Source organism: Aquimarina intermedia (genome assembly GCF_008124785.1).
Taxonomy (GTDB): Bacteria; Bacteroidota; Bacteroidia; order Flavobacteriales; family Flavobacteriaceae; genus Aquimarina; species Aquimarina intermedia.
Window position 1 is genome coordinate 258,782 of record NZ_VNHU01000001.1, and the last position, 14,267, is coordinate 273,048.

Here is a 14,267-nt window from a genome sequence, read left to right on the forward strand (position 1 = left end):
AAAATAATGTTTTATTTTATTTTATAGACATTAATATCACCGTTGAGTGATATTAGGTTTATGGAGTGATTTCCCAGCATATTTTCTGTCAAAATATTGCCCGTATTAGTTCTTGTGGTTAGGGTAGCATTCTTGGTATACAAAGTAATCGCACCAGAAATTGTATGCACATCGGCGTTTCCTTCAAAGTAATTGGCTCTAACAATTCCGGAATTGAGCTCGGCGAACAGATAGTGTAGTTTGGCATCAATGATACAATTAGCTTGCTTAGATATCAAGTAGATACTTATGTTTTCAGGAACAAAAATTGTCATCTTTGCAGCACTTATTTTATGTGCAGCGAGCTTATCATTAAGTTTTTCAAGAAAGGGTTGTATATCATCTGATATGTGCAAGGTAGATTTAGTTCTTTTTGATTGAATGACGAACATGTTTTCATATTCACCTTCTGAAGAATATTTAATTTTAATTTCTTTTCTTGAAGTGTTTAAAATTTCAATCGTAGAAACAAAATCAGTTTGAATGTACACTGCGCTTATATCGGCACTTGAGAATTTTTTTTCACCACGTCTTTGTCCATAGCTACATGAAAAGGTAAAAAATAAAGTAAGATTAAGTAAAAGCACATGATTCATTGCGGTAGATATAAAATAAATAATGCTCTCCATTTACAGAAAGCATTACTTATTATTCTCAGGAAAATCTAGTTGCCTAGCTCTGCATATTTTTAGCTTCAATACTCAATGTTGCATGAGGAACAAGCTTTAAGCGTTCCGGATTAATTAGTTTTCCGGTTACTCTACATACTCCGTATGTTTTGTTTTCTATACGTAACAATGCATTTTTTAAATCTCTAACGAATTTTTCTTGTCTAATGGCTAATTGTGTATTGGCTTCCTTAGACATTGTTTCGCTTCCTTCTTCAAATGCTTTAAAAGTTGGGGAGGTATCATCCGTACCATTATTACCATCATTTTTATAGGCACTTTGAAGTAGTTCCAGATCTTTATTGGCTTTTTGCATTTTTTCAAGAATGATTTCCTTGAATTTAGCAAGCTCAGCATCGCTATACCTTACTTTTATATCATCTGCCATGTCATTAATTTTTTTTAATTATTAATTGGGTTGCAATGTCATCAAACGTTATTTCGGTACCATTTATTATGGTTTCTGAAAATTCGATGGTTTCGGTAAGCGTTTCACTTTTGATATATGCATCATTGGTTAAAACTGCTTCCTGAACTTGTTTATTGCTCTCAAACACGATGGTAATCTTATCGGTAACCTCAAGTCCGCTGTCTTTTCGTAAATTTTGTATACGATTAACTAACTCCCTAGCAATACCCTCTTTCTTTAGATCTGGTGTTATGGTTACATCCAAAGCCACTGTCAAAGCTCCGGAATTTGCAACAAGCCAACCTTCGATGTCTTGAGAACTTATATCAACATCTTCGGATCCTAAAGTAATAATTTTATCTTTAACTTTTATATCATAGCTTCCTGTTTGTTCAAGAATTTTAATTTTTTCTTGATCAAAACCTTGTATTTCGTTGGCTATCAACTTCATGTCTTTACCAAAACGAGGGCCTAAAGTTTTGAAATTTGGTTTAATCTGTTTTACCAAAATACCTGAAGCATCGTCGATAAGCTCTATTTCTTTTACGTTAACTTCACTTTTAATAAGATCAGATATTTCTTGTATTTCTTTTCTCTCAGCTTCATTAAGTACAGGTATCATGATTCGTTGTAAGGGTTGACGAACCTTGATTTTTTCTTTCTGACGTAAAGAAAGTACCAACGATGAGACGGTTTGCGCTTTTTGCATTTTGTGCTCTAATGCAACATCTACGTAGGATGCATCATACTCTGGAAACAATGATAAATGAACACTTTCAAAACTTTCTTTTCTTGTAACGGCATTTAAGTCTTTATACAAGCGATCCATAAAAAACGGAGCAACCGGTGCACCTAATTTTGCAACGGTAACCATACAGGTGTAGAGTGTTTGATAAGCAGATATTTTATCTTTTTGATAATCCCCTTTCCAAAACCTTCTTCTGCTCAATCTTACAAACCAGTTACTTAAATTCTCCTGTACAAAATCTGAAATTGCACGGGTAGCCTTGGTGGGTTCATATTCGGTATAAAAAGTATCTACATTCTTAATAAGTGTATGCAGTTCGCTTAAAATCCAACGATCAATCTCCGGACGTTCCTGCAAGGGAATGTCATCTTCGTCATACGTAAACTTATCAATATTGGCATAAAGTGTAAAAAATGAATATGTGTTGTACAGGGTGCCAAAGAACTTACGACGCACTTCTGCGATCCCTTCGCTATCAAATTTTAAATTATCCCAAGGGTTCGCGTTGCTAATCATGTACCAACGTGTGGCATCAGGTCCGTAGGTTTTTAACGTTTCAAAAGGATCTACTGCATTACCAAGACGTTTGGACATTTTTTGTCCGTTTTTGTCAAGAACCAAACCATTGGATACAACATTTTTGTAGGCAACATCATCAAAAACCATGGTGGCTATAGCGTGAAGCGTGTAGAACCATCCTCGTGTTTGATCTACTCCCTCAGCAATAAAGTCAGCTTTACGTGCTCCTGATTCTACTTTTTCTTTATTTTCAAAAGGATAATGCCATTGTGCATATGGCATAGATCCAGAGTCAAACCATACGTCTATTAAATCACTTTCTCTTTGCATAGGTTTGCCTGATGGTGACACTAATGTAATTTTATCAACTACATTTTTATGCAGGTCAATGGTATCGTAATTTGCTTCGCTCATGTCGCCGACTTTGAACTCAGCAAAAATATCTTCAGCAAGAACACCGGCTTTAATTGCTTTGTCCATTTCGCTTTTTAGCTCAGCAACAGAACCTATTATTAACTCTTCTTTTCCATCGTCAGTTCTCCATATAGGTAGCGGGATTCCCCAAAAACGAGAGCGTGATAGGTTCCAATCATTCGCATTGGCCAACCAATTACCGAAACGACCTTCACCGGTAGCTTTAGGTTTCCAATTGATACCTAAGTTCAATTCATGCATACGATCCTTAAAATCGGTAACTTTTATAAACCAGGAATCCAAAGGATAGTACAAGATTGGTTTATCAGTACGCCAGCAATTAGGATAACTATGCACATACTTTTCAACCTTGAAAGCTTTGTTTTCTGTTTTTAATTTAATGGCAATTTCAACATCAACAGATTTTTCAGGTGCTTCTCCGTCATCATAGTATTCATTTTTGACGTATTTTCCGCCAAGTTCACCCATTTGACCTATAAAGCGACCTTGCAGATCTACCGTAGGAACCAAGTTATCATTTTCATCTAATAACAACATCGCCGGAACTTCGGGTACCGCTTGTTTGGCTACTAATGCATCATCGGCTCCAAAGGTTGGTGAGGTGTGTACTATACCGGTTCCGTCTTCGGTAGTTACAAAATCTCCGGATATAACTCTAAAAGCATTTTCAGGATTATGATAGGGTTGTACATAATCTAATAATTGTTCATATCGAACATCAACCAGGTCAGCGCCTTTACATTCGGCAACCACCTGATACGGTATTTTTTTATTTTCTGAAGTGTAGGATTCTAATACTGTAGCGTCTTCTGCAGCATAGTATTTTCCTGTGAATTGCTTAGCAAGCAAACTTTTGGCAAGCACCACTTGAATTGGCTCAAAAGTGTATTGATTAAAAGTTTTTACAACAACATAATCAATTTTTGCACCAACAGTTAATGCAGTATTACTCGGTAAGGTCCACGGTGTGGTAGTCCAGGCTAGAAGGTATAAATTATCTTCCAGTCCAGACAGAGATGCAGGTAATGTTTCTCTGATTACTTTAAATTGTGCTACAACGGTGGTATCCGTCACATCCTGATAGGTTCCCGGTTGATTTAGTTCATGAGAACTTAATCCCGTTCCTGCCTTTGGAGAATAGGGTTGTATAGTGTATCCCTTATACAGCAATCCTTTTTTATATATTTCGGATAGCAACCACCATACACTCTCCATATATTTGGATTTGTAAGTGACATAAGGATCTTCCATATCCACCCAGTATCCGATCTTTTCAGTCAAATCATTCCAGATATCTGTATAGCGCATCACGGCTTTTTTACAAGCCTCATTATATTCTTCTACGGTAATTTTTTTACCAATATCCTCTTTCGTGATACCCAATTCCTTCTCCACGCCAAGCTCAACAGGGAGGCCATGAGTGTCCCAACCTGCTTTTCTCTTTACCTGAAAACCCTTCTGAGTTTTATAACGACAAAAGATGTCCTTAATGGCACGCGCCATGACATGGTGAATACCAGGTAACCCATTGGCAGACGGAGGTCCTTCAAAAAATACAAAAGGAGCTGATTGTTCACGCTCGGAAATGCTCTTTTCAAAAATGTTATGTTGTTGCCAAAAATCCAGTATTTCTTCTGCGGTTTTTGGCAAGTCAAGTCCTTTGTATTCAGGAAACTTCGTGCTCATGAGGTCGTTCTTTCTGTTAAGTGTGCGAAAATAAGGATTTTATTGAAAAAAGATAGTGATTTTTAACGGTAAACGTGTTGTGCTATATTTAAAAAGCACACTCATTATATTGTTATCTATAATAGAGTATCGCACAACCTAATTGAGTTTTTATTTCAATACAAGAAAATGTTAAGCCAGATGGAAACGTTTTGGGTTTCAAATTCTATTTGTACCTTCATCTTAATTTTTGATACCGAATACTATTTTAATTATGAGTGAAACGCTAAAAGTAGCCTTAATTCAATCCAATTTATCATGGGAGCATGCAGGTGAAAACAGAACTAATTTTGAACAAAAATTAAATAAACTCGCCCAAACTGTTGATTTAGTCGTGCTACCGGAAATGTTTAGTTCCGGTTTTACAATGAATGCCAGTGCTGTTGCAGAAGGTATGAATGATGCTACAGTACAATGGATGCTACGTATGGCTAAGGCCAAGAACTTTGCATTAATAGGTAGTATAGTCATCAAGGAAAATGATAACTTTTACAATCGCGCACTCTTTGTGTCTCCAGAGGGATCTATTGAATATTATGACAAACATCAGCTGTTTACGATGGCAGGAGAGGATAAGTCTTATACTCCGGGAGAAGACAAGGTAGTTATTGAATATAAAGGATGGCGTATTCAACCGCTGATTTGTTACGACCTGAGATTTCCCGTTTGGTCGAGAAATACCAGTGAGGTGGATGTGTTAATATATATGGCGAACTGGCCTGAAAAGAGAGTGCTTGCATGGGATACATTACTTAAGGCACGTGCCATCGAAAATATGACATATTGTATCGGGGTAAATCGTGTGGGGGTTGATGGTAAGGGATATAATTATGTGGGACATTCTGCGGTATATGATGTCTTAGGAAATCCAATTACTTCAAATACTCCGGTTGAAAAGGAAACCATATTATATGCAACATTAGATAAAACACATATACAGCAAACAAGAGTTAAATTGCCATTTCTCGTGGATGCAGATCCTTTTACTATCCTAAAAAAAGATAACTAATCTAGGTTGTCTAGGATAAACGTTTGTCTCAGTTCCCAATTGGCTCTTACATCAATGGTTTTAGGAAAGTAAATAATTTTTTCGGGTTGTAAGCCTTTAAGAAAGTTACCAGTGTCCCAGCGGTTATTTGCATTTTGATCTAGTACCACGCGAATATTATATTTTCCCGCTTCCAAATATTCAAAAGTAACAGTGCCTAGTTCGTCGATGCTCTTTTCTGAAACTATTTCGTCCTTATCGTTGGTTAACTGGATAATTACCGGAAAAGACGAAACGTTCTCCAAATCCAGAAAAATTTTACCGTAATCAGTTATTTTTTTTGTGCTGAAGGTGAAGGATAGACTGTCATTAACATTGTCCATAAAATCTTCAATTGCATTTGGTAATACATTGATTGTATAGACTTGATCTTCTTGTTGATCAAATTTGAAGTCCACGGTATTATATAGGGTGTCGATTTGAGTTGTAAAAGGTACAGGAAGAGAATCACGCATAAACGTGATAAGCGAATCTTCAATCTTACTAATCGGTATGTTTGCAACTAGCTGAAAACTTTCATTGGGAGTTAATATTGCTGGAGAGGTTGGCGATACAATCAAAGAATCCTTATATTGATCTTTAAAGCGTGTTGTCAATGTATCATTGTAAGCAGCTGAAGCTTTAACTGCAAATTGTAAGGAGTCAGCCTCAAAGTAAGGACGAAACCAATAATGTATGGTGTCTGTTTTAAGGTCTCTTATCGTTCTGTACTCAAATTCATCAGGTGTAGCACTGACTATATTTATACGAGTACTGTCTGCTTCTCCTTCATAGGGAAAAACCAAAGAATTTTTTGAACTTTGTTTTGGTTTTAAAAACTTGAATGCCGGTGTTTCTTTGAACAAATTAATAGAAAATACCTTTGCAGTATCACGAGGAATGGCAATAGTATCGCTATAAAAACCTATTTTATCTTGTTTAGGTTGATAGGTGTAGTTAGTAGCAGCATCTTTTAAGGCGATAAGTCTGTACTTACCGGTCTTTAAATTTTCCATCACAAACGCGGTGCTATCCAATGTACTGGACACGTATCGAGGCACTGTATTATAAATAATAGAATCCGTATAGCTTTCGTCGATCTTGTATAACGCTATTGTCGTATAAGGATCTGGTGTTCTGGATATGGCATTTTTTATGGAGCCTTTTATTTTCAAAGAGTCTAGAAAGTCTCCTGTGCTAAAAACATATTTAAAGAATGGCAACGGATTCCCTTCATTATTGTCCACAATACTTTCGCCAAAACTGATACTGTATGTAGTGTTTTCTAAAAGTGTATCAAGAAACTTGATCTTTACAAATTTATTAGCGCCCCCCAACGGTGTTATCGTTGGTTTAGGATCCATTGGTGGAGAAATAACGATCTGTTGCTGTGGATCTTCAAGTTTGATATACTCATCAAAATAAATTCGAATTTCTTTTTTATCAAAGTTTGTAGAAAAATTAGGAGGTGTAGCCCGAACAAACTCAGGAGAAATACTATCTTTTTCGCCACCCGTAATTGTACCTTTTTTGGCACATCCAGCAAGTAATAAGGAAACGCTTAAAGCGACTAGTAGAACTCCATTTTTCATGAATGCTATAACGATTTTGTTTTGATTCACAAAGAAACAACTAATTACTATAAACAAAAAACTATTCTGTTATAGCCATGGTGGCTATACTAAATTTAATCCCTTCAATACCTTTTAGCTCGTTAATACATGCTTGTAATGTAGCACCTGTCGTTATGATATCGTCGACCAGAAGGATGTGTTTTCCTGTCAAAACATCTTGGTTTTGTAAACCAAAGGTTGCTTCAGAGTTTTGCCATCGCATGATTCTTTTTTGTTTCGATTGTTTGGCCGTATAGTTTTTCTTGATCAGTACATTATCAATATAATGCACTTGGAGTAGCTGGGCTATCTTTTTTCCAAACTCCTCTACTTGATTATAACCCCGCTCTTTTAATCTTTTTTTGTGAAGTGGTACCGGAACGACCGCATCAATACCGTCAAAATTTTTGGCATTGAGTAATTGTGATCCAAGCCATGCTCCCAGTGTTACGCCTATTTTTTGTTGTCCGCGATACTTTAAATTATGAATTAGATTTTGCACTAAGCCCTCCTTCTCGAACACGAGAAGCGATACAAAATTTTCAATTTTGATACGATCATAAAATACTTTTTCGATATTTTTCACGTTAACTAGGTGAAAATTCCCTTGAGGTAGGTAATAACGACAAGAAGTGCACAATACATGTTCGTTTCTATCTAAGTTGTTATCGCAGGCGGCACAATGCTGAGGATAGAATAAATAAACAAGATCACAAAGCATATTATAATACGATTAACATTAATAATTCGATTTAACTATTATATTTACCTTAAAAGTAACCATCAAAAATTAAAAATTAACTATGACTACTCAAAACAATAACTTAACCCTTAAGATTTTAATCGGTGTATTAGCAGCATTGCTATTGATTTTGGCCATTTTTTCTTACAAGTTTTATAATGAAGAAAAGCAGAATAAAGCAATTCTTCAACAGGAAAAAGATTTAATAGAAAGTGAATTAGGGGAATTAATTACAAAGTATGATAATGCGATTGCCCTTAATGAAGTTATGGATGATCACTTATTGAAGGCAAAAGAGCGCATCGTGGTGCTATTGGATAGCGTAAAAGATAATGATGCAAATTTAGCTTTGATTTCAAGATATAGAAGAGAGGTTGGTAAGCTAAAGCAAGAAAGAGAGCGTTTGTTCAAATTGGCAGATAGTTTAACAGCTGCCAACTCACAACTTACAACAGATTTAGATAGTACTTCCACAGCTTTAAATCAAAGAATTATATTCTCAGATTCCCTACAGACCCAAAACTCAAAATTAGCTGAAATCGTAGAGCGAGGTTCTGCATTGACAGCTTCTGGTATAAAAGCAGAAGGTGTACGAGTGCGTAATAGTGGAAAAATAACGAATACCTCACGTGCTAGCAGAGCAGATAAGGTAAGAGTATGTTTTACACTATCACCAAATAAACTGACTGAAAAAGGAGATAAAGAATTATATGTTCAAGTTATCAATCCTAAAAATAATTTAATCGGAGACAAGATTTCGATCAATTTTGAAGATGCAGTACTAACTTACAGTGGTCGCAACAAGGTGTTCTATGAAAATGACGCCCTTGATGTATGTGTTCTTGTCAATGCAATGGAAGGTGAGTTAATGGAAGGAAACTACGTGGTAAATGTTTTCTCTGGACCAAGAATGATTTCAAACACTAAGTTCGAATTGAGATAATTTTAGAATAAACAACATTTTAACCATCATGATTTTTAAAATTATGATGGTTTTTTTGTGTTTAGTACATTAATCAAACAACTTCCTTATTAAATAACTCAATTCGTTTCTATTTTGTGCAAATTGAATTAATTTTGTCCAATGGCAAATCAAGAAGATAAATTTAAAAAAGTAATAGCCCATGCAAAAGAGTATGGGTATATTTTTGGTTCTAGTGAAATATATGACGGTTTAAGTGCGGTCTATGATTATGGACAAAACGGAGCTGAATTAAAAAAAAATATCAGAGAATATTGGTGGAAAAGTATGGTGTTTATGCACCAAAATATAGTGGGTTTAGACGCTTCAATATTTATGCATCCCACCACATGGAAAGCTTCTGGTCATGTAGACGCTTTTACCGATCCACTTATTGATAATAAGGATTCTAAAAAAAGATATCGTGCTGACGTATTAATTGAGGACTATGCTGAGAAATTAAATATAAAAGCACAAAAGGAGATAGCAAAAGCTAAAAAGAGATTTGGTGATGCTTTTGATGAAGCACAATTTGCTGCGACCAACCCAAGAGTAGTTAAGTATCTTTCAGAACGTGAGGAAGTACTTAAGCGTATGGGTGCGTCGCTGGAAAAAGAGGATTTAAATGATGTTAAAGCTTTAATTGAAGAACTTGGAATAGCTGACCCGGATACAGGCTCTAAAAACTGGACCGATGTACGTCAGTTCAATTTAATGTTTGGTACCAAGTTAGGAGCATCTGCGGATACTGCAACTGATTTATATTTAAGACCCGAAACTGCACAAGGGATTTTTGTTAACTTTTTAAATGTGCAAAAAACCGGACGCATGAAAATTCCATTCGGAATTGCTCAAACCGGTAAAGCTTTTAGAAATGAAATTGTTGCTCGCCAGTTTATTTTCAGAATGCGAGAATTCGAGCAGATGGAAATGCAATTCTTTGTGAAGCCAGGTGATGAAATGAAGTGGTATGATTACTGGAAAGAAACTCGGCTCAATTGGCACTTATCCTTAGGGCTTGGTGAAGAAAACTACCGCTTTCATGATCATGATAAGTTAGCTCATTACGCCAATGCAGCTGCCGATATAGAATTTAATTTTCCTTTTGGATTCAAAGAATTAGAAGGGATTCATTCACGCACAGATTTTGACTTAAAGGCTCATGAAGAGTTTTCGGGCAGGAAACTTCAGTTTTTTGATCCGGAGTTGAAAGAAAGCTATACGCCTTATGTCGTAGAAACCTCGGTGGGGCTGGACAGAATGTTTTTGGCTGTATTCTCAACCGCTCTACAAGATGAAACATTAGAAGATGGGTCAACCCGAGTGGTGCTTAAACTGCCGGCAGTAGTGGCGCCTGTAAAAGCAGCAGTGTTACCTTTGGTCAAAAAAGACGGACTTCCAGAAATAGCACAACAGATCATTGATGAACTAAAATGGAATTTTAATGTAGTGTATGATGAAAAGGATGCAATTGGACGACGTTATCGTAGACAGGATGCTAATGGAACACCCCTTTGCATTACGGTAGATCATGATACGTTGACAGATCAAACAGTTACCATCCGCGATCGCGACACAATGGAACAAAAACGTGTGGCGATCAAAGATTTAAAAACTTTGATCTCTGAACGGGTTGATATGGAATATTGGCTCAAATAAGTAAATAGATTGTATATATTTTAAACAAAAGCTGCGTATTTACGTGGCTTTTGTCTTTTAAGGATTTGTGCTATATAATAGATGATAGAATTTATTACCCAGTGTATGAATATAATATGTAGTTGAGTTCGCTGTAATTTAAACTTTAGTTGTATTTTTAAATCCAAAAATTTATTCGGAACCCTGATATTTAATGATCTACCTATGAAGCTGAGAAAAATTGTCGCAATTATTGTATTCATGCTAAATTTTGTGGCTTATTCACAAAAAACACAAACAAGTAACGCGACATTAGTTATAGAAGCTACATATATGAAGGAAATTACACCTTTGGTAGGTAAAGAGCTTATTCCGCAAAAACCAAGAGTAGGTCCGATAAACCCCAGAAGAGCCAATGTAAATAAGATTGTTCCCGGTAAGGGATACCCCAGAGGTCAAGATAAGTTATTAGTAAAGCAAAAAAGCCTTAGAACACTTAGGACGGGCAAAGCTCCCTCTCAGAAATTCACTGTTGCTTCGGCAAATCGAGCTCCTACTGACCCTACAGGAGCCGTTGGTCCCAATCATTATGTGAGTGCTAAGAATTATTCGTTTGCAATACATGATAAAGTAGGAAATGTGCTGCTACCCTCGACCTCGTTGGAGAATTTATTTCCCGGAGAAGCTTTGGGAGACCCCATAGTGTTTTACGATAATTTTGCCGACCGTTTTGTTATAACGCAATTCAGCGATACTCCCAACGGTTTTTTGGTTGCAGTGTCCAAAGGTACCGATCCTGTAAATAGTGGATGGTATACGTATCGCTTTACTACGGATAGCTTTCCTGACTACACCAAATTTTCTGTTTGGTCAGATGGCTATTATGTTACAGCGAACAAGAGTCAGGGAGCGCAACAAACCAGCGAGGTGGTTTTTGTCATCGAGCGAGATAAGATGGTGGCTGGAGAGCTCAACGCCAGAATGGTGGGATTTCCATTACCGGGTGCAAATATAGGAGGGTTTTATAGTCCGGCTGCCTTCAATGCGATCGGACAAACATTGCCACCAAGAGGAGAGGCTAAAATAATCTATTATCAGGATGATGAATGGGTAAACGTCAATGAAGATGCATTAAAACTATGGAGCATCAATGTTAATTGGATTCGCCCTGAACTATCTTCGATTACTGAAGCTGAGGTACTGGATGTGACTTCAGGTCAGATAACACCATTTGATTCTACCTTTGATGGAGGAGCCTCTTTTAGTAATATACCTCAACCGGGAACTGAAGGTCAGGATATTGATGCGTTACAAGGGGCGGTCATGTATGCAACAAATTACCGAAGATTTTGTAATTATAATGTGGTGACACTTAATTTTGTGGTGGATATCGATGATCGTCCTGATTTGGATAATGTTGCCGGAGTTCGATGGTACGAACTACGCCAAAATGGTGACGGACAACCGTGGTATGTGTATCAGGAAGGTACGTATGCATCTCCAGATGGTAAGAGTGCTTGGTGTGCGAGTATGGCTATGGATGTATATGGAAATATAGGTATGGGATATACAACCATGGGAACTGTCGAAAATGGTGCTACAGTGGATAGTTATGCCTCATTACGCTATACCGGGAGATTAGATGGAGATCCGTTGGGAAGCATGACCATTGCCGAACAAGACATTGTGATTGGTACAGATATACAACGCAATGGAGGAGAACGTTATGGGGATTATTCGCAAATAACTATTGACCCTATAGATGATCAGACATTTTATCATATAGGTGAATATTTTGAAGCTATCGGTGATAATGCCAGAGATTTTGTAGGTGTTTTCAAAATTGCAAATGTAATAGCTAACGATGTGGGAATAGTAAGTATCCCTGCACCATTTGCAAAAGCTACCTTTAGCAATGCTGAGAATATTACGGTGGAAATACAAAATTTCGGAACTACTTCACAAAGTAACATTCCTGTTAGCTATACTATCAATAATAGTACTCCCGTTAATGAGATTTTTACCGGAACAATCAACCCGGGTGAGACTGCTCTTTTTACATTTGCAGCTGTGGCAGATTTAAGTCAGGATAAAAGTTTTACTGTTAATGCAGAAACAAATCTGGCGGGGGACGCCGAGGTTGAAAATGATTGTATATCAAAGGTTGTAGAGAATATTTATGCCAATGACTTGGGAGTGGTTCAGTTAGTTTCACCTATAAGTGGCGGCGGATTAACAACTGATGAGTTTGTTACAATTTCGATCTACAATTACGGTTCGGTTGCACAATCCAATTTTCCGGTATTTTATTCTTTTAATAATGGCAGTCGAGTGACAGAGACGTTTACAGAAACGATAGCTCCAGGTACTTCTGAACGATATACGTTTAACAGTTCGGTAAATATGACAGCGTTTGGCAACTATACCTTTCAAATTGGAACTGCACTTGGGAATGATGAGGATGTGTCTAATGATTCTATCAATGTAAGCGTAGAGCATAGATTGTGTATGCCAGAGTCTGACTGTCAAAAGTTTGGAGACGGAATAACTTCTTTTGAGCTGGCCAATATTTCTAATGTAGATATCCTCTGTGATAATGGGTATGGAGATTTTACTGATCTTGTTATTAAAATGGACCGTTCAAAGGGGAAGTATATTCTTACCTTAAAAGCGGGGTATGCATCAGGAGACCAGGAACGCTTTTCGTTATGGGTAGATTATAATGATAATAATCTCTATGAGGATGCTGAGTTGATTTTTGACAACGAAATCCTTGAGGAGCAAGACACAGATTTATTTTTTAATTTTCCATTAGATCAAAGTAGTACATTAGGAAAGCATTTGATGCGTATACGTGCAGGCGATGTAAAAACTAATAATGGAGCACCCTTAAATGAACCATGCGAAGCAATGCAATTTGGAACCACTCATGATTATACTGTAGAGATTGGGGAGAGCAATGGAACCGGTGATGAAATCATCGTTTTTGAGAGAGAGAAGAATAAGTATATTGTAAGTACAGGAAACCCTGATGATGTTTTGGAAGAAAAAATAATTGTATTTTCAATCACGGGTCAGGTAATACTTATTGATAACATGGAGCTTGATGCTAATAACAATTTTATTTTTGATCTGGATTTATCCTATCGTAGTACCGGAATGTATTTTATAAGAATTGGAAATAAAAGGAAAGGAAGGGCTGTCAAAATTATTGTTCAGTAGCAGATCTATTTTTTAAAGTCTGTATAAGAACCGGGCGCCCTTGATTACATCTGTTTTTCATTTTTAAATTACTAAAAGTTACCCAAACCTTAGTTGGGATTTCATTTTTTGTAAAGTCCTTCAAGTTTATAGGGTCTAAGGTGTCTTTAAGGCCAGAAACCACTAATAAATAAGGACATGAGGGATTTCTGGACATTATAATAGTGCCCTTATAACCTTGTCCACTCGAATTATATGCAGCATTTTTAAGCGGTTGATTTTTAGGGAAGCATGATAATAAGATGGATGATAGTATTAGGACGATTCCTGGAAAAAGTAATAGCTTCATATATGGATTTTAGTAAAGATCTACAAAATTATTCAAGATTGAGGCACGTAAGTAGTGTATTTTATTTAAATGGCTGATATGTTATACTATAGTTTGATGAATTACTATTTTATCTAAACACATTTTTTTATCTACTAAAAGCTTCGTTATTTTGTTGATTAAGTACAATAGAAAGATTACATACTTTGTTTCG

Annotated in this window: 10 protein-coding genes; 4 read left to right on the top strand and 6 right to left on the bottom strand. The window is 36.5% G+C overall.

All coding sequences use genetic code 11. The features are described 5' to 3' along the window. Window positions 1-11: 11 nt before the first annotated feature. From BD809_RS01045 to ileS, 3 genes are read right to left on the bottom strand one after another with little or no spacing between them, the layout of a single operon-like run. Complete coding sequence (locus BD809_RS01045; RefSeq protein WP_148781093.1) at window positions 12-668, bottom strand: DUF4097 family beta strand repeat-containing protein; 657 nt, start codon at window positions 666-668, stop codon at window positions 12-14. 43 nt (window positions 669-711) lie between these two features. Next, complete coding sequence (locus BD809_RS01050; RefSeq protein WP_148781094.1) at window positions 712-1,095, bottom strand: TraR/DksA family transcriptional regulator; 384 nt, start codon at window positions 1,093-1,095, stop codon at window positions 712-714. A gap of 4 nt (window positions 1,096-1,099) precedes the next feature. After that, complete coding sequence (gene ileS, locus BD809_RS01055; protein ID WP_148781095.1) at window positions 1,100-4,504, bottom strand: isoleucine--tRNA ligase; 3,405 nt, start codon at window positions 4,502-4,504, stop codon at window positions 1,100-1,102. Between the two features lie 253 nt (window positions 4,505-4,757). Between ileS and BD809_RS01060 the strand changes: the two genes are divergently transcribed. Beyond that, on the top strand, window positions 4,758-5,552 hold the full coding sequence (locus tag BD809_RS01060) for an amidohydrolase (protein ID WP_148781096.1): 795 nt from the start codon (window positions 4,758-4,760) through the stop codon (window positions 5,550-5,552). Here BD809_RS01060 and BD809_RS01065 read toward each other — a convergent pair. Further along, the gene (locus tag BD809_RS01065; RefSeq protein WP_148781097.1) at window positions 5,549-7,162 is read right to left on the bottom strand and encodes an Ig-like domain-containing protein; all 1,614 of its coding nucleotides are present in this window, start codon (window positions 7,160-7,162) and stop codon (window positions 5,549-5,551) included. The genes BD809_RS01060 and BD809_RS01065 overlap by 4 nt on opposite strands. 61 nt (window positions 7,163-7,223) lie before the next feature. Beyond that, entirely contained in the window at window positions 7,224-7,769 is a 546-nt protein-coding gene (locus BD809_RS01070; RefSeq protein ID WP_246131389.1) for a ComF family protein, read from the bottom strand. Window positions 7,770-7,986: 217 nt separating this feature from the next. Between BD809_RS01070 and BD809_RS01075 the strand changes: the two genes are divergently transcribed. The 3 genes from BD809_RS01075 to BD809_RS01085 all read left to right on the top strand — a co-directional run bounded on the left by BD809_RS01075 (window position 7,987) and on the right by BD809_RS01085 (window position 13,746). After that, window positions 7,987-8,868 carry a hypothetical protein gene (locus BD809_RS01075; RefSeq protein ID WP_148781099.1) on the top strand — a complete coding sequence of 294 codons (882 nt, stop codon included), beginning with the start codon at window positions 7,987-7,989 and terminating at the stop codon, window positions 8,866-8,868. Window positions 8,869-9,009: 141 nt separating this feature from the next. Further along, window positions 9,010-10,545 carry a glycine--tRNA ligase gene (locus BD809_RS01080; protein WP_148781100.1) on the top strand — a complete coding sequence of 512 codons (1,536 nt, stop codon included), beginning with the start codon at window positions 9,010-9,012 and terminating at the stop codon, window positions 10,543-10,545. Window positions 10,546-10,749: 204 nt separating this feature from the next. Next, window positions 10,750-13,746, top strand: a complete 2,997-nt coding sequence (locus BD809_RS01085; protein WP_148781101.1) for a GEVED domain-containing protein — start codon at window positions 10,750-10,752, stop codon at window positions 13,744-13,746. Here BD809_RS01085 and BD809_RS01090 read toward each other — a convergent pair. Further along, entirely contained in the window at window positions 13,733-14,074 is a 342-nt protein-coding gene (locus BD809_RS01090; protein WP_148781102.1) for a hypothetical protein, read from the bottom strand. The two genes, BD809_RS01085 and BD809_RS01090, sit on opposite strands and share 14 nt — an antisense overlap. Window positions 14,075-14,267 lie beyond the last annotated feature (193 nt).